The sequence below is a fragment of the Tunturiibacter gelidiferens genome (assembly GCF_014201335.1).
GTDB lineage: Bacteria > Acidobacteriota > Terriglobia > Terriglobales > Acidobacteriaceae > Edaphobacter > Edaphobacter lichenicola_E.
The window spans coordinates 39,347-60,929 of the sequence record NZ_JACHEB010000003.1; the positions used below are offsets into that span (position 1 = coordinate 39,347).

Consider the following 21,583-nt stretch of genomic DNA (forward strand, 5'->3'; position numbering starts at 1 on the left):
AAAATCTAGATGCGGAAACCACCATACATGATTCCAAAGGCATTGGTGTCACCTAAATGTAATGCTGGGTTGCTCGGGTTGAGTTGTATAGGGTACCTTCACCTTGCTGGATGAAATTACGGAGGGCTGTGCGGGAGATGTCTGAAGAGAGTACGGATCTGGATTCAAGTCTGAGGGAGAATAGGGTATTTCCTCCGCCCGCGGAGTTCGCCGCGAAGGCTCATATCAAGAGCCTGGAGCAGTACGAGACTCTATACAGGCAGAGTGTTGAGCATCCGGAGAAGTTCTGGGGCGAGGCCGCTCTGGAACTCGAATGGTTTCGCCCCTGGACGAAGGTGATGGATGGCGAAGCAGCGCACACAAAATGGTTTGTCGGGGGCAAGCTGAACCTCTCGCACAACTGTGTCGATCGGCACGCATTGGGAGCCCGTAAGGACAAAGTCGCCTTGCTGTGGGAAGGTGAGCCGGGCGAGGTCCGCAAGCTGACCTTCGGTGAACTGCACGAGCAGGTACAGCGTTTGGCCAATGTACTGAAGTCGTTGGGGATCAGACGTGGCGATCGGGTTGCGATTTATATGGGTATGGCGCCCGAGCTGGCGATTGCGCTGCTGGCCTGTGCAAGAATCGGCGCGGTGCATTCTGTCATATTTGGGGGCTTTGCAGCCCAGGCAATCTCCGACCGCGTCAACGACTCCAGCTGTGTCGCGGTGATCACACAGGATACAAGCTATCGCCGCGGTTCCGAGGTTCAACTGAAAGCGATCGTGGACGAGGCGCTGAAGAAGTGTTCAACGGTAAGGAATGTTGTCGTTTTTCGGCGTTCTGGCTCGCCGATTAATATGCAGTCAGGTCGGGACTTGTGGTGGCACGAGGAGATGGAAAAAGCTGCACCGGAGTGCGATGCGGAATGGATGGACGCCGAGGATCCACTGTATCTTCTCTATACCTCTGGAACTACCGGCAAGCCTAAAGGTTTACTGCACACGACCGGGGGGTACGCTGTGCAGACCTATCTCACCAGCAAATACATCTTCGATCTCCACGATGATGATGTGTATTGGTGTACCGCTGATATCGGTTGGGTTACGGGCCACAGCTATGTAGTCTATGGTCCGCTTTTGAACGGCGCCACTGTGATGATGTACGAAGGGGCTCCCAACTGGCCGCAAAACGATCGATTTTGGAAGATCGTCGACGACCATAAGGTCACCGTGTTTTACACAGCGCCAACAGCAATCCGCGCTTTCACAAAATGGGGGAGTGAGTGGGTCGAGAAACACTCTCTCGCCTCATTACGTTTATTGGGCACGGTAGGTGAGCCGATCAACCCTGAGTCTTGGATGTGGTACCACCGCATGATCGGCAAGGAACGGTGCCCCATCGTTGACACCTATTGGCAGACCGAGACAGGCGCCATCATGATCGCACCGATCCCCGGTGCTGTGGCAAGCAAACCTGGCTCTGCTACGCGCCCCTTCTTTGGAATTGTCCCCGAGGTAGTTACAAAAGCGGGGAGTCCTGTTCCTGACGGTCATGGCGGACTTCTTGTCATGCGCAAGCCTTGGCCGTCGATGGCTCGAACTATCTATGGTGACCAGGCCCGCTATGAAGCGACTTATTGGAGCGAGGTTCCGGGCAGCTACTTTACTGGGGATGGTGCACGCCGCGATGCGGACGGCTACTTCTGGCTCATGGGACGCGTCGATGATGTGATCAACGTCAGTGGCCACCGGCTCGGCACGATGGAGGTAGAGTCGGCGCTTGTCGCGCATCCTAAGGTCGCAGAGGCGGCGGCAGTCGGCAGGCCCCACGAGATGAAGGGGCAGGCGATTGCCGTGTTTGTGACGCTCGAAGGAGGTCACGAGCCCAGCGAAGAGCTGCGGCAGGAGCTGCGGCATTGGGTGGCGAAAGAGATTGGGGCGTTGGCACGGCCTGACGACCTTACCTTCACCCAGGCTTTGCCGAAGACGCGTAGCGGCAAGATAATGCGACGTCTGCTGCGCGAACTCGCCACAACTGGCGAGGTGAAGGGCGATACCACGACACTTGAAGATTTTACGGTGATTGCCAAGCTGCGTGAGGGCGATGAGTGAGGCTGTCTAGAGCAGGTTGGTGCTGGGCTTGGTGGGAAGCGTGAAGTAGAAGATAGTGCCCTGGTCAGGGGCGCTGGTGGCCCAGATGCGGCCGCCGTGTTGGTTGACGATGCTGCGACATATTGCAAGGCCGAGCCCAGTGCCGCCCATCGCGCGTGAGTCCGAGGCATCACCCTGTTGGAAGCGGTCGAATATGTGTTCGAGCTTATCGGCAGGAATGCCTCGGCCCTGATCGCGAACCTCGATGAGCGCTTCGTTCTCGTCGAGATTGCGCGCGGTAAGGTGGATCTCGCTGCCCTCCGGAGAGAACTTAATTGCGTTCGATATGAGGTTGTTCAGTGTCTGCAGAATGCGATCGGGATCGGCCCAAACGTTGACGCCGTGGGCAGCAAAAAAGATGCGGATATTCGGCCGGGGGGAGCGTGTCTGTTGAACGCCCGCTGCTCTTCGCAGCAGATCTTCAGCGCTGCACATCGTCGAATGCAATTCCGTCTTGCCGCTGCTGATCCGCTCGAGATCGAGAATATCGTTTACCAGCCGCACGAGCCTGTCTGAGTTGCTAATGGCGATCTCGAGCATCTGCTGGGTCTTCTCTGGGCGATTGGTGAGCGCGCCTCCTGCAAGGAGGCCGAGTGCTCCGCGCAGCGAGGTGAGCGGGGTGCGGAGCTCGTGAGAGACAGTGGAGATGAACTCGTCTTTCATGCGGTCAAGGGCGCGCCGCTCGGTTGTATCGGTGAATGCAACGACGACACCGAGCGCCTTGAGGCCGTTGGTGTCCGGCGATTGCGAATCGATCTGTGGTCGCGCGACATACTCTACGGGGAAGCAGGTACCGTCTTTGCGCCAGAAGATCTCGTTTGAGATGCGAACGGTGGCAAAGTTGGTGAGACTCTTCCGGATGGGTGAGTCGGCAGAGGCGTACAGTGTGCCGTCTGCGCGAGTGTGGTGAATGAGCTGATGCATATTGCGGCCCAGCATCTCCTCCTGTTTGTACCCGAGCATCTGAGCGGCAGCGGAGTTGACGACCGTGACTTTGCCGTCAAGGTCGATGCCGTAGATACCATCGCCAACCGACTCGAGGATGGAGTCCGACTGCCGAGTAAGCGTACGAAGCCGGCCCTCCGCTCGAACCTGCTCGCTGATGTCGACGCCGAAACCAAGCACATATGGGGCACGTCCAGGCACGACGATGAGCTTATTCCGATAGGCAACGACGCGCATCTCTCCATCGCTGTGGGAAAGATGAAGAAGGCCCTGTGCTTCGCCGGTTTCGCCTATTTTTTTGAGGTAAGCAGGCATCCCAGCTTTCTTTTCCGGCACGATGAACTCTTCGAGATTGTGTCCGGTCATCTCCTCCACGCTGCGGCCCAATGTTTCTGCGCCGTGAGTGTTGATCGACAGTAGCGTGCCGCGAAGGTCGTGGGTGCAAACCATACCCAGCGAACCTTCGACCAACTGGCGGTAGCGGGCTTCACTCTCGCGCAAGGTGGCTTCGGCGGCTCGTTGCGTCGTTACATCGATACCGGTGGCAATGATGAATGCAACCTGGCCCTGTGTATCGGTTAGGGCGGTTGCTGACCATGCTATGCGGCGTATGCTGCCGTCACGGTTCAGCCATTGATTTTCGTAAGCGGCCGGGAAGTGGCCGGAGCGAAGACGTTCGAAGGTCTCGATCGCTTCGGGAATCTCCTGCCGAGGAATAAGTTTGTCCCACGCATAGCGGCCGACGAGGGTGGGGAAGTCGTACCCGGAGGCGTTTTCGCACGCGCGGTTGAAACGTACGATGCGGCCGGCTGGATCGAAGACGGCGACCAGCGCGCCCACGGTATCCAAAACGGCCGAGACAAAATTGCGCTCCACCGTAAGAGCGGACTCGACGCGTTGTCGTGAACGAGCCGCGCGATCCATCTGTCGAATGCGACCGTTGAGTTCCAGACGCGTGATTACCTGACGACTGAGAACGCTGAGCGCAGACGACTGGGCCGGAGTGAGCGTGCGAGCATGACGGTCCAATACGAGCAACGCGCCGATGCTGACTCCGCCGGGAGTTGTCAGCGGTGCACCGGCGTAAAACCGATAAGGACGGCCTTCGAGAAGAATGCCGTCTGGCGCATAGTCGGGGTCGTTCCGCGCGTCGGAGATCTCGTAGACCGTGTCGCCGAGAATGGTGGTCTCGCAGGGCAGGCTGCCGAGGGAGACATCGAGTGAGTCAATGCCAAATCGAGAACGCAGCCAGATGCGGTCTGAGCCTATCAGCGAGACGGCAGCGACTGGTGTGTCGCATATCTGTGCAGCCAGACTTGTCAGGTCGTCCAGGATGGGATCGGGCGCAGAGTTGAGAACCTCGTACTGATTGAGGGCCTCGATTCGCAACGCTTCGTCTTTGACCAGGAGAGCATTCATTTCGACAGTTCAATCGTAGGTTATGTGCAAATCGTTGCGCACTCCTACTTTCGTGGCAGCAACGATTTACGGCTTTGGAAGCACGCAACACTCCCCTGTCGCGGCCGGTTCATCCGCACTCGCATCCAGGGCGACCTTCCAACTGCCGTTAGGTAGTTTTTTCCAAACGGTAAAGTAGCGACCCGAGATCACCACGGGCTCTCCATTTTTGTCTTTGCTGTGGCCTTCATAGTGACCCCAGGTGAATCCCATGTCGTTCGATGGACCCATTTGAGCGCCCTGCGGAGTCCAGCTTAGCTGATAGGTTTTCGGGTCCCACTGGGCCTGTGCCGCGATAGCGGTTCTACCAAGAATCGCGGGCTTCCCGTTATTGAGAGTCACTCCGTCCTCCGCGAACCAACTGCCGAAGGCTCTGCCTCCACCTTCGGCGACTGCCTGTGAAAAACGTCCCTCCAACTCCAACAAAACCAGGGCGCCGGGTGTAAGTGTTGGCTGGGACAGAGGATTCGAGATGATTCCGGGGCTCTGGGTGAATCCGCTGTAGCCTGACGCCGCTATCGTGTCGACTCCGGCATCGCTTTGTGCGATCAGTGGAGAGGATGCGATAGCGCACAACAAGATGCTGCTGAAAGTTACGCGATGCATAGCGCATATGCTATCAGCGCTTGAAAGTGGTCTGTAGGGCATTTGCTTTCTATTGAAGACTGATATTCTTCGCACCTGATGTTAAAGACGAACTTTCAACGCATTCTGTTGCTTTCCGCGGCGATTTTACTGTCTGTCGGAATCTCCTTGGGGTTGATCTACGGAACGGGAATGCACCATGCCGGGGTCACTCTGAGGTGTGTCGCGATCATGCTCCTGGCGCTTTTTGCGCTCCAGCGCCGCTCCCTGACGCCGTGGATCTTTGTCGCGATGGTGGCGGGTGCCGAATTGGGATTCGATGCGCCGATGCTGGCAACGAGCCTTCGCGTCTTCAGCGACATCTTCCTGCGGCTCATCAAGACCATCGTGGCGCCGCTGATTCTTGCGACCCTGGTGACTGGCATTGCCGGCCATGGCGACCTGAAGAGCGTCGGGCGCATGGGCATCAAGAGCCTCATTTATTTCGAAGTGGTCACCACGCTGGCTCTTGTTATCGGTCTCGCGGCAATCAATCTCAGCCGCGCCGGAGTTGGCTTGACCCTTCCTGCAGCCACTTCCGGTGAGATGGTCTCCACCCCCCCGCCGACTCACTGGCAGGACTTCCTCCTGCACATCTTTCCGGAAAACATCGCCAAGTCTGTCGCGGAGGGCCAGATCCTCCAAGTGGCCGTCTTTGCAGTCTTCTTTGGGATTGCGCTTGCGAGTCTGGACGAACAAAAACGCGCGCCTGTGTTGCACTTGTTCGAGAGTTTCAGCGAGGTAATGTTCAAATTTACCAACGTTGTCATGTACTTTGCCCCCATTGGCGTGGGGGCGGCCATGGCCTTTACCGTAGGCCAGATGGGACTTGGAGTACTCGTCAATTTAGGCAAGCTGCTCCTCACCTTGTACGGAGCGTTAGTTGGTTTCGGCCTCCTTGTTTTACTACCCGTGGCCCTCCTATTCCGTGTTCCCGTCCGCCGGTTTCTCGCGGCTGTGGCGGAGCCTGCAACCATTGCCTTTGCGACCTCAACCAGTGAGGCTGCTCTCCCGCGCGCTATGGAGTCGATGGAGGCTCTCGGGGTTCCGCGCCGAATTGTAGCGTTCGTCATCCCTGCCGGCTACAGCTTCAACCTCGACGGCTCCACGCTCTATCTCGCTGTCGCCAGCATTTTCGTGGCGCAGGCGGCGAAAGTCCATCTCTCGCTTGGCCAGCAACTTCTGATGATGGTGACTCTTATGTTGACCAGCAAAGGAGTCGCTGGCGTTCCCCGCGCAACCCTGGTCGTGCTGCTCGCGACGGCGGCAACTTTCCACCTGCCGACTGAGCCGATCTTTGTCATCCTCGGTATCGACGCGCTCGCCGATATGGCCCGGACCACCGTCAACGTGGTTGGAAACTGCCTTGCCAGCGTCGTGGTAGCCAAATGGGAAGGAGAGTTTGGTACGGAGCCGATCTCACAGGTGGTTCTCGAAGGTATGACCGAATGACAAGATTCTGACGCTCAAAGCAAATAGCAGATGCCGAAGCACCTGCTACTCACATAGGCATGTTCGGTCTTTACATCGCCGGTGGATGGTGTGGATCGATGTGTTCTTTATCAACCTTTTTCGCTACAGGCTTGGACTTTACCGCGCCGTTCGGGTTTACCGAATCACGCAGCTCTTTCGATGGCTTGAAGAATGGAACCCGCTTGGCCGGAACGTCGACTTTGGCACCAGTCTTCGGGTTGCGGCCCGTTCGGGCGTTGCGCTGGCGCGTCCGGAAGCTGCCGAAACCGCGAATCTCGATCTTGTCTCCGGTCTTCAGCGCCCCGATGACGGCGTCGAAGAGCGTATCGACAATAACCTCCCCATCACGGCGGGTCAGGTCTCCAAGAGCGGTCACTTTATCAACAAGGTCGGCTTTCGTCATGGTGGGTTCCTTTCGTACTGGGGGGAGGGCGATAGGGGCCGTGGTGAAACAATCCGTTGTTGTTGATTGTAGACGGGATGGAGGTTAAAAGGTTGCCAAAGAAATCAAAAGTATGAAGGCTTTCATCGTTGCCCAATAAGATGCAAAATCTGTCCGTTTCGTCAGACGGTCGACAAAAAAGAGCCAGTTTTTCCCGAGGGCTCTTTCGGGTTGGCATGTTTCGATCTGGTAAAGCCTGAAGGAGCGTATCTTACTTCCACATGAAGTAAAAACCCGGAGCTTTGTTCAACATCTGGCCAGGGTTTGGAAAGAGGTCTTCTCCGTCGTCGGCGAGCATCGCGAACAGTCCTCGCTTATTTTTTGCGGGACGCACCACGTTTGGTTCCCCGGAGATTCCCGCTTCCTTTGCCGTTTCCATGAGCGCGACCTGGTAGCCGCCGACCTTGTCAATCAAGCCCAGTGGAAGCGATTGCTGCCCGGTCCAGACCTGACCCGTCGCCAGCGGTTTGATCTTATCGTCAGTGGTGTGACGCCCAGTCGCAACGTCGTGCACAAACTGCGTATACATGTTGTCGACCAGCGACTGAAAGTAGATCTCCTCCTTGGGCGTCAGATCCCGGCTCGGGTCGCCAGCGTCCTTCAACTCTCCGGCGTGGATCACCACGTTCTTTAACTTGGCCCAGCGCAGTAGATCACCGTAGTTGGTCCATTCCATAATTACGCCAATCGATCCGACAACAGAGGCATCGTTCGCGTAAATTCTGTCGCAGGCGCTCGCAATGTAGTAGGCCCCCGAGGCGCCGACTGACTCAATGGAGGCGACGACTTTTTTGTGACTCTGCTGCCGCACCCGCAGCACCTCGTGGTAGATTTCCTGCGAGGCGGCCGCTCCACCGCCGGGTGAATTGATATGGAGAAGAATGGCCTTCACCGAAGAGTCGTCGCCAAACTTGCGTAACTGACTGTCGATGGTCTCAGGAGACAGGATCGCACCGGAGATGTCGATTACGGCGATGCTGTCAGAACTGAGGCCGAGGCCGACCGAATTTCCGGTCATTGAACGCATGGTGAACCAAACCATGCCGGTGACAAGCAGGAAGACTGCAGCCAGAGAACCGGCGATAATGCCGATGTAAAACCATGCAGATCGGCGGCGCGGTGGCATGGAACCGTACGTTTGGGGATAAGGGTATTGCGGAGTCCGGGCGTAAGGAGGCGCTGGTGGCGGTGGCGGGGGGGGTGAAAAGTCTTCCTGCATGCTGTGGAGTTTAGCAGGGACCTTTGTTCCGGTGCACAGTTTGCGACTGTTGAGGCCGCAACCGCAACCAACGCGCAGCTCATGAGCGGATACATTTATATATCGGAAAATAGAGCCAAACCGAGCCCTTTATGCGTCAAATATTGCAGTATGATAAATCGGACGTCCTCTGTGTATCTCTCTGCAGTTGAAAAGAAAGTCTGACGATCGCTAATGGCACATCCACAGTTAAGTATCGTAATTCCGGCGTACAACGAGAGCGCCCGCATCGAGCATGCGTTGGAGCGAGTCTTGTCGTGTGTCGCGGAGCAGGGCTGGGATGCCGAGGTGCTGGTCGTCGACGACGGCTCAACCGACGACACTGCCGCCATTGTGCAGCGTTGGATGACCAAATATCCGCGTCTTCACCTTGTGGAGAATCCAGGTAATCGCGGCAAAGGTTACTCGGTCCGCAACGGCCTTCTACAGGCGGCGGGCGACATCGTCATGTTCACGGATGCTGACCTGTCGGCACCAATGGAAGAAGCTGAGCGTCTCATCGTCGCACTGAATAACGGGGCAGATGTGGCAATCGGATCCCGCTGGATGGACCGGACTCGCCAGACGATCCACCAACCGCTCTACCGTCAGTTCTTCGGTCGCTGCTTCAACTGGGTCACCCGAACTGTTATGGGTTTGCCATTCAAAGACACTCAGTGCGGTTTCAAGGCCTTCAAACGATCTGCGGCTCAAGTGATTTTTCGGCTGCAAACTATCGAGCGCTGGGGCTTCGATCCTGAAATCCTCTTCATCGCCCGCAAGCTAAAGTACGTGGTTCGCGAGGTGCCCGTCACCTGGGGACACGACGAACGTAGCCGTATGAGTTACCTGAGAGACGGCATCAAGATGCTCGAAGACATGGCACGCATTCGCGGTAACTTCATGGCAGGCCGGTATGACAAGGCCATTGCCGCGATGAAGGACACCAGCAGTATGGTCACACCTCAGGTCGAGAAAGTCGTCAAGGTCAGCAGCGTCGAAGCCCGTTAACCGACTCCGTGAGCACGTCGTTCCTCCTCATCGGTGAAGCGAGCGCTGCGCAGATTCTATGAGTCCCCAATTGGCTTGGAGCGAGTAGGCATGTCCGATAGCCAATGACAAAAAAACCGAAACGCAGCGCTGGACTGCTCATGTATCGGAAGCGCAGAGATGAGTTGGAAGTGCTTCTTGTTCATCCTGGCGGCCCTCTCTGGGAGAAGAAGGATCAAGGCGCTTGGACGGTTCCAAAGGGTGAATATGAAGAAAACGAAAAACCCCTCGCAGCAGCGCAGCGAGAGTTTTTCGAGGAAACTGGCTTCATTTCGAGCGGCAACTTTATTGAGCTAGGGTCCGTGCGACAAAAGAGCGGAAAAGTCGTCATTGCTTGGGCGTTTGAGGGAGACTGCGACCCAGCCCAACTTGTGAGCAACACGTGTGAGATTGAGTGGCCTCCGAAGTCGAAGAAACGCCTTGAAATCCCAGAGGTCGATCGCGGACGTTGGTTTACTATTTCCACCGCCCGACAGTTCATCCGGCTCGAACAAGTGCCACTCTTACAAATCTTAGAGAATAAAGTTGCGCCTAAGGGGCTATAACAAAGCCGGTCGACCAACGTGCCGATCTGTCGATACGGCTCGTTCAGACCTATATTCCTCAAGAATGTTTGAGAACGCTGGTGCTCGCGCCCGAACTTCCGGATTGGTGACTGGAATCCCTTTGCAGGTCTCGAGACCAGGGTGGAGTGGAGAAATAGTGAGCTGTACTCCAACTGAAGTTACGCGAGTTCTCGCCAAGTCCCTTGGCTGACCGTGGGGGGTCACCCCAATTTCTCTGTTTTATAACTTAAGAACCCCGCAACCCGTGTTCATAAAATCATCATGTTCACGTTGTGTGAACTTGATGATAGTTCGATTAGTCCTGAGAAACAGGGTTTTGGGCAATTACAAGGGGCTTTGCCGGGGACCGGACTCTTGAGGCAGTTCGGTTTCACCTTTCGGAGAAGCCAGTTCTCGGACATGTGAACAAAGCAGCAGCCACGTTAATTGAGCGGCTTGGCGATTTGTCACTCATCGAGAATCGGACTGATAATTTCCGGATAATCGACCCACAAGAGATGCATTTTGCGGTGCGGTCGATTATGTACGGGTAATTCTGACTAGCACCGATAAGGTCATTTTACGGAGTATTTAGACCGCTTTCGATCAGTGGGACATATCGGACTGATCCCTCGTCGCAGATCGGCTCCATATTTGTTTGCGAGGCTTTCCTGGCTTTCCCGGCATATTGCGTGGCCCATCTCGTGGGTGACCGCATAATCGAGGATACTTCCCGGTGGCAGACCGAATCTGCGAGCTACCATTGCCTGTCGAGAATCCACGGTTTCAAAGAGTTCCTCTTCGAACACGGTGACGCGAGCGTCGAGTTCGCTGAACGCGGGCGATTCCGTGTCCCCGCCCAATTCCTTTATCGTCTGCTTCCAGCGTGCTGAACCTGCGAGCACGAATGTCCACTGCCCCATTCTTTCAGTTGGGTATCTTTCGAGAACTTTTGCCAGCAGGGCAACGCTCTTAAGACATTGAGATGGGTCGTAGTCCGTTGTGCAGGAGAACGAGACCGCGTGCGAGAGAGAGGCAGGACGGTTTGGGAGTTCTATCGGCTGAATTCTAATTGACGTCATTTGCGCATTGAGAGAGGAAAGGCAGAGAAAGACGACAACGGTTAAGATTTTCATCGCGGGAACCTCATCGGTTCCGCCTACGTTGCCCGCTTCGACCTGCTACCTCAATGCAAGGCAGGTCATATGTCTGTCATTCAGTAAACTTTGCCTTATTACTGAGATAGCGGTAACAGTGAGGCCTCAAGCTGCGTTCACAGGGACCACACTCTTCCAGTGCGGTCTCACTGAGGAGAGACCCTACCTCAGGAGAAGCCCAAAATGATAGACTTCGTGCCACAGGTGAGCGATGACCGACCGTGCCGAGGTTTCCGGCTCAATACGGTTCGCTCCGTTTGAGCTGGTGCTCGAACCTGAAGAGCTGCGCAAGAATGGAATACGGGTCAAGGTGTCGGGACAGGCACTCCAGGTCCTTATTGTTCTGGCCTCGGAACCTGGACGACTCGTCACTCGGGAACACCTTCACAAGGTACTCTGGCCGGCAACGTCCTTTGGAGATTTCGAACACGGATTGAACGCGGCGGTAAACCGTTTACGAGAGATTCTCGGCGACTCTGCCGCGAATCCTAGATACATCGAGACAATCCCGCGGCAGGGTTATCGATTTATTGCTGCGATGAAGGTCGAAGATGAGCAGGTTGCGTCACTGCCGCATCTTGCGACTGAACCTGCAAGACCGCCTGCAAAGCTACCTCTTCGGAGGTGGTGGATTCCACTGGCTATCGCAGCATGTATCCTCATCGGCCTGGTAGGACTTCGACTTAAAACCAGGCTTGATGAAGCGTCGCGACTGTCGAGGATTCAGCGCATCTCTGTTGTTCCGCTTACGTCTCTGCCAGGCGATGTGACCTCGCCTGCCTTTTCGCCGGATGGAAGCGAGGTCGCATTCGGGTGGGACGGTGAGACGAATGGTGCAGGATACGATCTCTATGTGAAGGTAATAGGTTCCGAGAACCCATTGCGCATCACTCGGCATCCGTCCGAAAAACTATCGATAGCCTGGTCGCCGGATGGACGCACCATCGCGATCAGCCGCGTTTCAAAAGAGGGCCCTTCCGGTATCTTTCTGGTTCCGCCGACCGGTGGCCCCGAACGGAAGATTTATTCTCGAAGCTCGACGTACTGGTATGGGAATGAACTCAGCTGGTCTCCTGATGGCAAGTATCTCGCTTTCACGGACCACCCGGAAACCTCCTACCAATCGATAATCCTTTATCTGCTCTCGATGAGCACATTGAAGACGATGCCAGTGAAGACGGACTGCAAGGACTCCGTCTCACCTGCCTTTGCCCCAAAAGGCGAACTTTTGGCATGGGTTTGTTTGGATAAGTGGGGAAGCGAGTCTTTACGTCTCCTGAATTTGGGCGACGGAAGCACCACAGAGATACTGAAGGGACATGAAATGATCGGCGGTATCGCCTGGTCAAGAGGTGGCGACAACATCTTTTTCAGTTCCCCCGTGATGGGAGGTGGTCTTTGGGAAGTTGGTCTCACTCACCCGGAGCGAGCGCAAAGACTACCGATTGGACATGATGTTTCGGATGTGACCGTTAGTTTGTCCGGCCATCGTCTTGTCTATTTGCAAAGCTCGACCAATACCAATATCTGGCGGCTTGATCTTCAAGGATCTCCAGCGCAAGCGCACAAGCTAATCGTCTCCTCGGCTGAACAGGAATCAGCCAGCATCTCGCCAGATGGCAGAAGAATAGCGTTCGAGTCTGACCGTAGCGGAGTCCTTGAAATTTGGGTCTGCGATGCTGACGGATCCAACGTTCTCCAACTGACCTCCTTCGGTGTTATTGCGACCGGCACGCCACGCTGGTCTCCCGACGGAGGTCTAATCGCTTTTGACTCTCGACTCGGTGGCGAATCGAATCTCTACACGGTCGATCCGGCGGGAGGCGTTCCAGCAAAACTCAATATCGATGTATCCGACAACTCTATGCCAAGCTGGTCACCAGACGGTAAGTGGATCTATTTCATGCAGGGTGATGACACTGCCGAACCTTCCGTCTGGAGGGTACCGTCGCAAGGCGGTCATGCTGTGCAGCTTGCGAGCGTTCCAGCAGCCACACCTTTGGCGTCACCTGACGGTCAATATGTCTACTTCTTTCGAAACAAGAAGCTCTGGCGCATGATGCCAGATGGCTCTTCGCCCGAAGAGGTAAAAGGTATGCCGGAGCTAAGCTTTCAGGGAACCGAATGGTTTCCCTCCAAAGCGGGAATCTACTTCATGTCCCACGAGAACGGTAAGGCGACGATCGAGCTCTACGACACCAGAACCCAAAAGATTAGCCCTGTTTTCTCGCTCGAAAAGTCTCCTCCGTATTGGATCGGCGCAATGCCGGTTTCTCCGGATGGTAAGTGGATGCTGTTCCCACAAGTCGATGCGCATTCCAGCAATCTGATGCTCGTTGAAAACATGCAGTAGATACCAAACTATGCCGCAGGTCGCCCCCAAATACCCTCCGACGAGATGACCGACAACCGGTGGTTATAGATTGGCAGTAACAAAGGAATCACTTGCCGAGGCAGGATGCCAGATCCACATGTCGGAAGAGTCTGCTTCTCGGACTAGCTCCACCGATAGCTAGTTCAACCGGACAAGTGTCTGAGATGCCCGTTACTCGTCCATTTTGAGTTGCGGCGACATTCGGGTTGGGCGGATGGTCTACCATTCGCGAGTGGAGAAGGCGCTGTTGCCCGTTCTGAAGATTGCATCGAGAGATACAAATCAATCGTGAGCGTGGTAACAACGCCTACCGGCCACATGGACCCCAACTCCTTGGCAAAATGCGCGTAATGTCATCGTCGCCGCCATCAGAACATCACCTTGAGGGCAAATTGGTATTGGCGCGGGGTGTAATTGGGATCAGTTTGAGCGATCGATCCGAAGGCGGAGTTACCAAATGAATCGCCTGGTTGACCGTTCTGTAGGTAAAAATTGGGGGTGTTCGAGATATTGAAGCTTTCCACGCGGAACTGGACATTCGCTCGTTCTCCGATAGGAAAGTTTTTGAAAAGCGAAAGATCTACGTGGCGGAAATGGGGACCGAACAGCGAGTTGCGCTGGGCTGTCCCAATCGTTCCAAGGGGCTGAGGAGCAAATTTGGTCGTGTCAAAGAAGTGAGCCAGGGTTTTGTGACTTATTCGAGCATCCCCAAGTTGGTCGGGACGATCCTGGCCAACAGCGTTTTGCGGAGTCGCACGATTGTTGTAGCCATGGGCTACTCCGTCGCTTTCGATTGGGTTATCCGCCGCGGCGCCCGTGTTGGTAATCGTGAAGGGCTTCCCACCCTGCCAAGCGGTTATCGTATTGATTTGCCATCCTGACAAAGCTGCCTTTTTGAAGCCAGTGAACTGCTTTCCATACTGAATCTCGTAGTTCAGCGAGAGGGCGAAGCGGTTCTGAATATCGTTCTCCGCAATGCCATACTCTATCTGACGAATATGGGTTGGGTCAGCGTTACTCCACCCCTGGTTATTTCCTTGTTGAGAGAAGCCTGTGATATCGCTTAGCCCCTTAGCCCACGTATAGTTCGCATCGAATGCCAGTCCTTCAGTGAAACGACGTTGAAAGGAGGTTTGCAGTGAATTGTAATTCGATATGCCTTCGCTGGCGATGTAGCTGATGTTACCCAGATTAGAGCTTGGATGAAGCGGGTCGAGATTAGGGTTGAAGATGTGATCGAGGGGACGAGCTGCCGCAGTTGGATTTGTGATGGGATTGAACGGTGCGGGTTGATTGATGTTATTGATCGACTCCGGTAGATGTTGGCCAATATTGCCAATGTAGCCAATAGTAAAGACATTCGCACCGAACTGTTGCTCGACTTGCAGGTTGAATTGCTGAATGAGAGCTGACTTGAAGTGAGTAGCCTCAGCTACGAACGCCAACCCCGGGATGGTAGCCAGGTTTGAGAGTTGAGCTGGAGTGGGTGGCACAGGGGTTGGCAGTCCTTCGTTTAGAGTTCCAGGTGCGCCCTGAGTCGCGCAGTCTGGGTTTTGGCCTGTGCTCGAGCCGGGCACAGTGGCTTCAATCTCCACTGCAATAGAGGACTGGCAAGAGGGAGTGAAGACAGAGGTAAATGGTGCATTCTTCAGATCCGCGTTTGAGGTGTAGTTGCCGGGAAAGAAGCTTAGTCCATATCCGCCACGCAGAACGGTGGTGGGTCTCAACAAGATTGAAAAACCAATGCGCGGCGCGACATTGGAATAATCAGTCGGAATATCCACTTGGGAATTGACACCATTGACGCCAGCTATCTTCAACGCGCTAGAAACCGTAGTGGGACTAGATGTGAGCGCTTGCAGATAGTCGAAGTTCGAGATGTGATTGTGTGCTTCGGTGAAAGGCGTGAAGACGTCATAACGAATTCCAGCGAGTACGGTGAGCCTTTGGTTCACCTTCCAACTGTCTTGCACAAAGCCGCTTGGCTCGTAGCTGCGGTAGTCGGGTGGGAAGAGGTTGAAGTTTCGCTGTTCTCCTGCGAAAGCGCCGACCAGGGTCGAGGCAAGGTTATTGTTCTGTTGAGTTAATGGGTCTGGAGAACTATCGCTTGGCAGATTGAACTGATAGAAACCAACTGCAGACGCGCTTTGAACATTCCGAGCCTGTCTGCGAAGAAAAGCTAGGCCGGCTTTGATGTTGTGGTTCCCTTTGGTCCAGCTAACCGTACCGGAGTACTGAAAGGTGTTGTCGATGTCCTGCAGAGGAACAAATGCTCCATCTCCAATATCGCCGAAGGGACCGACATTGATTGGGGTCAAGGAGTCGGCAAAAGGACTGAACGCAGTCATACTCGCAGGAAAGCCGATAGCCTGATCGGCGTTCTTCCCGTAGTTGAGTGGAAGTGAGAGATTGTTGATACGCGTGAACGCTGCTCTCAGGTCAAGTAGAAGGCTGGGATTGAAGATGTGCGTGTAGCCCAATACATACTGTTGAGCTACATCTGTCGCTGGTCCGTCGAAGTTGAACCTGCCGCCGCTTATTTCCAGACCATTTACAACTCCAAAGTTCGGCGGCGTGAAGGTATCAACAGTGTTGTAGGAGAAGCGGGCGAAGAGGAGGTTTTTATCATTGATCTTGTGATCGACTCGAGCGTCGTACGTGTTGGCATTCTGTGTCTTGTTTGGACTGATGGTGAAGTTGTTGCTGAGCACAGAAGGGTTTGTGTTAGTAGGAGCCGGGAATAATTTTAAGTAGTTTAATGCGATTGGATTGATCGGTCGGTTCGCTGTGCCGTTACTCGTTGAGAGCAATGCCTGAGGCGAACCGCCGTTCAGGCTGTTAATGTCATCGTATGCAGTAATGTTTGGGACGGTGCCAGTGTCGGTCACCCCTGAAACCTGCCGTAATCCCTCGAAATCAAAATAGAAGAAAGTTTTGTCCCGGAATATTGGGCCGCCGATGCTAGCACCATATTGATTCTGGCGTAGCTCGGGTTTGTTACCGGTCGACTGAAAGAAATTGCGAGCGTCAAAGATATCGTTGCGAAAATACTCGTACACGGAGCCATGAAACTGGTTCGTTCCAGAACGAGTGACGATGTTGATGACACCACCGGCAGTACGTCCAGCCTCTGCAGCATAGCTATTCGTCTGGACGGTGATTTCCTGAATACCTTCTACATTGGGTTTGACTCCGATAGTGCCGATAATGCGTTCGTTGTCATCGACTCCATCGACCACCCAATTGTTGAGAGTATCGTCCTGACCATTAACGGAGAGACCGGCAGCATTTGTTCGGCGATCATCAGGACGGCCACCGCTGCTCAGCCCATTCCCTGGACCTTCGTTGGCGCCTGGGACGAGTTGAACCAGTTGAACGAAATTACGACCGTTGAGCGGGAGGTCCTGCACCGCTTTGGCGGTAACGGTTGAACTGACTGTTGCGTTATCAGCTTGGAGTAACGGAGTGCTGGCAGTAACTTCAATAGTGGTTGATTCTGATCCGAGTTGTAGGTGAACGTCTGCGCGTGCGCGATCACCTGCCTCCACTGCGAGATCTCTGGTAATAGCTTCCTGAAAACCTCCTGCCTTTACGGTGACGGAATAATGTCCAACAGGAAGGAGCGTGAAGTTGTAGTCGCCAGAATTGTTCGATTGTGTAGTCCGCTTCTCATTTGTACCGAGGTTGTTGAGGGTCACTGTGGCGTTAGGCACCACAGCGCCAGTGATATCGGTCACTGTTCCGAGAATGTCGGCGGTTGTTAGCTGTCCTACGACGGGTAGTGTGAAGAGTAGTGAAATTGTCAGAAGGAAGCCTAATTGGATTCCTTTCCGGAGGATTGCGCGTCCGCATTGGCCAATGCGATTCATCAGGTTGCGTTTCATAGTTAGTATCCTCGGTGCCTTTGCGAGAGTCTCTTTTCTCGATAAGCACGGAATCAACATTAGAAGCAGTCTCCGCGAAATCACAGGTCCACGTTGGATTACTTTGGCATGGCCATTCTCACTTTTGGCTCTTACTCGACTAGCAACTCTTAATAAAACTAGCTAACCTTTCTGCGCTTGAAAGGTCTCTCTTAGTTGCGGTCTTTGTTGGTAGCTTAGATAGATTGTTACGCAACGCATCGTGTTAAGACTTTCGCCCTCCGAGTCTCCAAATGACAGCGGCTTGCAAGTTTGATCTGCACTGATGGCGAAGAATAGCGCGAGAGTTTTGATAGCTCAATAGACAGGTAGGAGCGCGGTCAATGACCGGATGCGCAAACTCTCTTTCATTCCAAATCGTCGTCGTTTGACGAATAAGAATAATTATCGTTTACTAGTTCTTGATGGAGCACTCTCCCACCGTCGGAACTCGCCCTTTCCGTGAACTTTGTGCGGATCATGGGCTCACCGCGACCCACCAGCGCCAGGTTCTTTACGAGGTCATGCAGACAATGCCTGGCCACCCAAGCCCGGAAGAGGTCTACGCTCGGGTCAAGAAGCGTATCCCCGCAATCTCCCTCGCGACGGTTTACAAAAACATTCATCTCTTCGTCGAGAGGGGCGTGCTAAAAGAAGTCAGCATGCACCACGGTTCTCTACGAGTCGAGCTGAACAACCACCTCCACCACCACATGGTCTGCTCGCATTGCAAGGCCATCACCGACATCGAAGAAAAGGATCTTGGCGTCCTCCCGGCATTACAACGGTTGCCCGGTGGCTTTCAGGCGGAACGTTACGCTATCGACGTCATCGGAATCTGTGCCGCGTGCCAGAAAACGAAACGCAGCTAAATACCATCCACTCGCTAACCAATCGGGGATAGACTCCCCGGCAATGAGAACGAAGGAGCGAAAATGTCAGATGAAATGAAATGCCCGGTACCGCACGGCAACGGCCCAAGCGCGAACGTCACTGCTACAGAGACTGCCTCGCCCATGCATGGCGCTGTCACGCACAACTCGCGCAAGATCACGCGCAACGAGCACTGGTGGCCGGATCGCCTCGACCTCGCCGTCCTGCACCAGAACACCAAGCTGGCCGACCCCATGGGGCAGGACTTCGATTACGCGGCAGAGTTCAAGACCCTCGACGTCGACGCAATCATCAAGGACCTCCACGCTTTGATGACCGACTCGCAGAGCTGGTGGCCCGCGGACTACGGGCACTATGGCCCGTTCTTCATCCGCATGGCATGGCACAGCGCCGGCACCTACCGCACCCATGATGGTCGCGGCGGCGCAGGTATGGGCACGCAGCGTTTTGCGCCGCTCAACAGCTGGCCGGACAACGTAAGCCTCGACAAAGCTCGCCGCCTGCTGTGGCCGATCAAGCAGAAGTACGGCAAGAAGATCTCCTGGGCCGATCTCATGATTCTTACCGGCAACGTCGCGCTCGACTCGATGGGTTTCAAGACCTTCGGCTTCGGCGGCGGTCGGGCTGACGTCTGGGTTCCGCAGGAAGATATCTTCTGGGGCTCGGAGCACACCTGGCTCGGCAGCGATCGTTATCAGGGTGATCGTAATCTCGACAATCCTCTCGCCGCAGTGCAGATGGGTCTCATCTACGTGAACCCGGAAGGCCCTGATGGCAAGCCTGACCCTGTCGGCTCCGCACGTGATATTCGCGAGACGTTCGGCCGCATGGCCATGAACGACGAAGAGACCTTTGCTCTCATTGCCGGCGGCCACACCTTCGGCAAAGGCCATGGCGCATACGACCCGGGTCCGAACGTCGGCCCCGAACCCGAAGGTGCTCCCATCGAGCAGCAGGGCCTGGGCTGGAAGAACGGCAAGGGCAAGGGCCACTCGGAAGACACCATCTCCTCCGGCCTTGAAGGCGCTTGGACCAGCAACCCCATCAAGTGGGATATCGAGTACCTCGACAACCTCTACAACTACGATTGGGCCCTGAAGAAAGGCCCCGGCGGTGGCTGGCAGTGGTACGCCGTGAACGAGGAAGCTAACATCCCTGACGCGCACATCAAGGACAAGAAGCACCTGCCCATGATGTTCACCTCGGATCTCGCACTAAAGTTCGATCCCGCATACGAAACGATCGGCAAGCGCTTTCAGAAAGACCCCGCCGCATTCGCCGACTCATTCGCTCGCGCATGGTTCAAGCTTACACACCGCGACATGGGGCCCATCGTCCGCTACCTTGGGCCTCTGGTTCCCAAGGAACAGTTGATCTGGCAGGACCCCGTCCCCGCTGTCGATCATGAATCTATCGGCGAAGCTGAAATCGCTTCACTGAAGCAGAAGATCCTCGCATCTGGTCTCTCGATCTCGCAGCTCGTCTCGACTGCTTGGGCAGCGGCGTCGTCCTTCCGCGGCTCTGACAAGCGCGGGGGTGCGAATGGTGCGCGCATTCGTCTGGAACCGCAGAAGAACTGGGAGGTGAATCAGCCTCTCGTGCTCGCGAAGGTTCTCAGCACACTCGGAGGAATTCAGAAGGACTTCAACGCGACAGGCAGGAAGGTCTCACTCGCCGACCTGATCGTTCTGGGAGGTTGCACTGCGGTGGAAGCGGCTGCGAAGAAGGCGGGATACGACGTTACTGTTCCCTTCACGCCTGGCCGCACGGACGCTTCGCAGGAGCAGACCGATATTGCGTCCTTCGCCCCGTTGGAGCCGACGGCGGACGGCTTTCGCAACTACCTTCGTCTCGGCCACAAAGTACGCGCCGAAGAACTGCTCGTTGATCGGGCGCAGTTGCTGACTCTAACCGCTCCTGAGATGGCTGTCCTCGTAGGTGGTCTGCGTGTTCTCGGTGCCAACTTCCGCGGCTCTAAGAACGGTGTCTTCACCACGCAGCCTGAGACTCTGACGAATGATTTCTTCGTCAACCTGCTCGATATGGCGACAGACTGGAAGGCATCTTCTACTGCAGAAGGCTCCTTTGAGGGTTTGGATCGCGCGACAGGTGAGATCAAGTGGACCGCCAGTCGTGTCGACCTGATCTTCGGCTCCAACTCTCAGCTGCGGGCCATCGCGGAAGTCTACGCGTCGGCCGACTCAAAGGAGACCTTCGTGAAAGACTTCGTTGCCGCGTGGAACAAGGTCATGAACCTCGACCGCTACGATCTGCGTAAAGCGTAGTTCGTCGGTTGTACCTCAACTCCGCAAATAAAGGGGGGCTACCACAAGGTAGTCCCTCTGCATATGCAGCCCTTCAGGACAGGAGGCAACCGCCGACAATGAGAAATCGCCACATCGGACAGGGCCGAATAGATGCCGAACGCCAAGTTTCTGAGACCTTCTAAGTTATATCTTCGATCCCTTCAGTAAGGCGATAAACCACAGGCGCCGATGTTGCTGCTGGCCTAGGTGACCTCATTGCTTGCCATCTGGGAAACGACGGAGTAGACGTGAGCGTTTGGTCCACTATTTATCCAGATTCAACTCCTCCAGTGCCTGGTCGACAACCTTTGTCCACTTCGGATCGGACGATGCAGCGTATTCGTCGTGCCAATTCCACCACTTGTACGGCGAGGTCTGGGGGTAGCCCTCCGGCGAGTCCTCCCACTTCTCTTGGCGCCCTAGAGGCGTCGCGTCGAGGTAGTTCCATGTGCTCCCCATCGCCTCGTCGCCACGGTTGTTGATGAAATAGGTGCGGAATATGCGGTCTTCGTGGTGGAAGAACACGTTTGTGCCGTGCCACTCGTCCACGCCGAAGTCGGCGTCAAAGCTGTCGGTGATGGTGTACCACGGCATCGCCCAGCCCATCCTCTTCTTAAGCCGCGCGATGTCGGCCTGCGGGGCAAGCGAGGCGTAGACCAGTGTGGTGTCGCGGGCGTTCAGATGGGCGAGGTGGCCGACCTGGTCCGCTCCTAAGGAACAACCGCGGCAGGCATGATCGGGCCAGCCGAACACCCCGGGCTCGAAGAAAGCGCGATACACGATTAATTGACGTCGGCCTTCGAACAGATCGAGCAGGCTCTTTTTGCCCTTAGGCCCGTCAAATTCATACTTCTTCTCAATCGCCAGCCACGGCATGCGCCGACGCTCTGCAGCCATAGCATCACGTGCGTAGGTCAATTCTTTTTCCTTGATGAGCAGTTTCTGACGCGCTGCCTCCCACTCCTGCAGCGACACGATCGGGGGCATCTTCATGTTCGAGCGAGTTTCCTTGTTCTTTTCCATGTCTCTCCTTCCTCTCGATTC

At 55.3% G+C, this 21,583-nt stretch carries 14 protein-coding genes; 7 read left to right on the forward strand and 7 right to left on the reverse strand.

The features are described from left to right. Nucleotides 1-137: 137 nt before the first annotated feature. On the forward strand, nt 138-2,093 hold the full coding sequence (gene acs / locus HDF14_RS06420) for an acetate--CoA ligase (protein WP_183974758.1): 1,956 nt from the start codon (nt 138-140) through the stop codon (nt 2,091-2,093). 6 nt (nt 2,094-2,099) lie between these two features. Here the strand turns inward: acs and HDF14_RS06425 are convergent, their stop codons facing one another. Both HDF14_RS06425 and HDF14_RS06430 read right to left on the reverse strand, forming a co-directional pair. Next, nucleotides 2,100-4,496, reverse strand: a complete 2,397-nt coding sequence (locus HDF14_RS06425) for a PAS domain S-box protein (RefSeq protein ID WP_183974760.1) — start codon at nt 4,494-4,496, stop codon at nt 2,100-2,102. A 66-nt stretch (nt 4,497-4,562) separates the two neighbouring features. Next, nucleotides 4,563-5,141 carry a YybH family protein gene (locus HDF14_RS06430; RefSeq protein WP_183974762.1) on the reverse strand — a complete coding sequence of 193 codons (579 nt, stop codon included), beginning with the start codon at nt 5,139-5,141 and terminating at the stop codon, nt 4,563-4,565. Nucleotides 5,142-5,219: 78 nt separating this feature from the next. Between HDF14_RS06430 and HDF14_RS06435 the strand changes: the two genes are divergently transcribed. Next, nucleotides 5,220-6,611 carry a dicarboxylate/amino acid:cation symporter gene (locus HDF14_RS06435; protein ID WP_183974764.1) on the forward strand — a complete coding sequence of 464 codons (1,392 nt, stop codon included), beginning with the start codon at nt 5,220-5,222 and terminating at the stop codon, nt 6,609-6,611. Nucleotides 6,612-6,681: 70 nt separating this feature from the next. Here HDF14_RS06435 and HDF14_RS06440 read toward each other — a convergent pair whose 3' ends face one another. Beyond that, nucleotides 6,682-7,035 carry an HU family DNA-binding protein gene (locus HDF14_RS06440; RefSeq protein WP_183974766.1) on the reverse strand — a complete coding sequence of 118 codons (354 nt, stop codon included), beginning with the start codon at nt 7,033-7,035 and terminating at the stop codon, nt 6,682-6,684. Between the two features lie 250 nt (nt 7,036-7,285). Then, nucleotides 7,286-8,200: a signal peptide peptidase SppA gene (gene sppA, locus HDF14_RS06445; protein ID WP_260698074.1), complete on the reverse strand. Its 915-nt coding sequence runs from the start codon at nt 8,198-8,200 to the stop codon at nt 7,286-7,288. 306 nt (nt 8,201-8,506) lie between these two features. On the opposite strand from sppA, the gene HDF14_RS06450 reads away from it, so the two are divergent. Further along, nucleotides 8,507-9,322 carry a dolichyl-phosphate beta-glucosyltransferase gene (locus HDF14_RS06450; protein WP_183974770.1) on the forward strand — a complete coding sequence of 272 codons (816 nt, stop codon included), beginning with the start codon at nt 8,507-8,509 and terminating at the stop codon, nt 9,320-9,322. Between the two features lie 104 nt (nt 9,323-9,426). Continuing rightward, on the forward strand, nt 9,427-9,906 hold the full coding sequence (locus HDF14_RS06455; protein ID WP_183974772.1) for an NUDIX domain-containing protein: 480 nt from the start codon (nt 9,427-9,429) through the stop codon (nt 9,904-9,906). Nucleotides 9,907-10,481: 575 nt separating this feature from the next. Here HDF14_RS06455 and HDF14_RS06460 read toward each other — a convergent pair. Continuing rightward, the gene (locus HDF14_RS06460) at nt 10,482-11,042 is read right to left on the reverse strand and encodes a hypothetical protein (protein ID WP_183974774.1); all 561 of its coding nucleotides are present in this window, start codon (nt 11,040-11,042) and stop codon (nt 10,482-10,484) included. A 232-nt stretch (nt 11,043-11,274) separates the two neighbouring features. Here HDF14_RS06460 and HDF14_RS06465 point away from each other — a divergent pair, with 232 nt between their 5' ends. Then, nucleotides 11,275-13,416 (forward strand): winged helix-turn-helix domain-containing protein, encoded by a 2,142-nt coding sequence (locus HDF14_RS06465; RefSeq protein WP_183974776.1) that lies wholly within the window; start codon nt 11,275-11,277, stop codon nt 13,414-13,416. Between the two features lie 389 nt (nt 13,417-13,805). Here HDF14_RS06465 and HDF14_RS06470 read toward each other — a convergent pair whose 3' ends face one another. Next, complete coding sequence (locus HDF14_RS06470; protein WP_260698075.1) at nt 13,806-17,321, reverse strand: TonB-dependent receptor; 3,516 nt, start codon at nt 17,319-17,321, stop codon at nt 13,806-13,808. 443 nt (nt 17,322-17,764) lie between these two features. Between HDF14_RS06470 and HDF14_RS06475 the strand changes: the two genes are divergently transcribed. Continuing rightward, nucleotides 17,765-18,211: a Fur family transcriptional regulator gene (locus tag HDF14_RS06475; RefSeq protein ID WP_183974778.1), complete on the forward strand. Its 447-nt coding sequence runs from the start codon at nt 17,765-17,767 to the stop codon at nt 18,209-18,211. A gap of 63 nt (nt 18,212-18,274) precedes the next feature. Continuing rightward, entirely contained in the window at nt 18,275-20,518 is a 2,244-nt protein-coding gene (gene katG, locus HDF14_RS06480) for a catalase/peroxidase HPI (RefSeq protein ID WP_183974780.1), read from the forward strand. Nucleotides 20,519-20,803: 285 nt separating this feature from the next. Here the strand turns inward: katG and HDF14_RS06485 are convergent, their stop codons facing one another. Then, nucleotides 20,804-21,562: a DUF899 domain-containing protein gene (locus tag HDF14_RS06485; protein WP_221304582.1), complete on the reverse strand. Its 759-nt coding sequence runs from the start codon at nt 21,560-21,562 to the stop codon at nt 20,804-20,806. Nucleotides 21,563-21,583 lie beyond the last annotated feature (21 nt).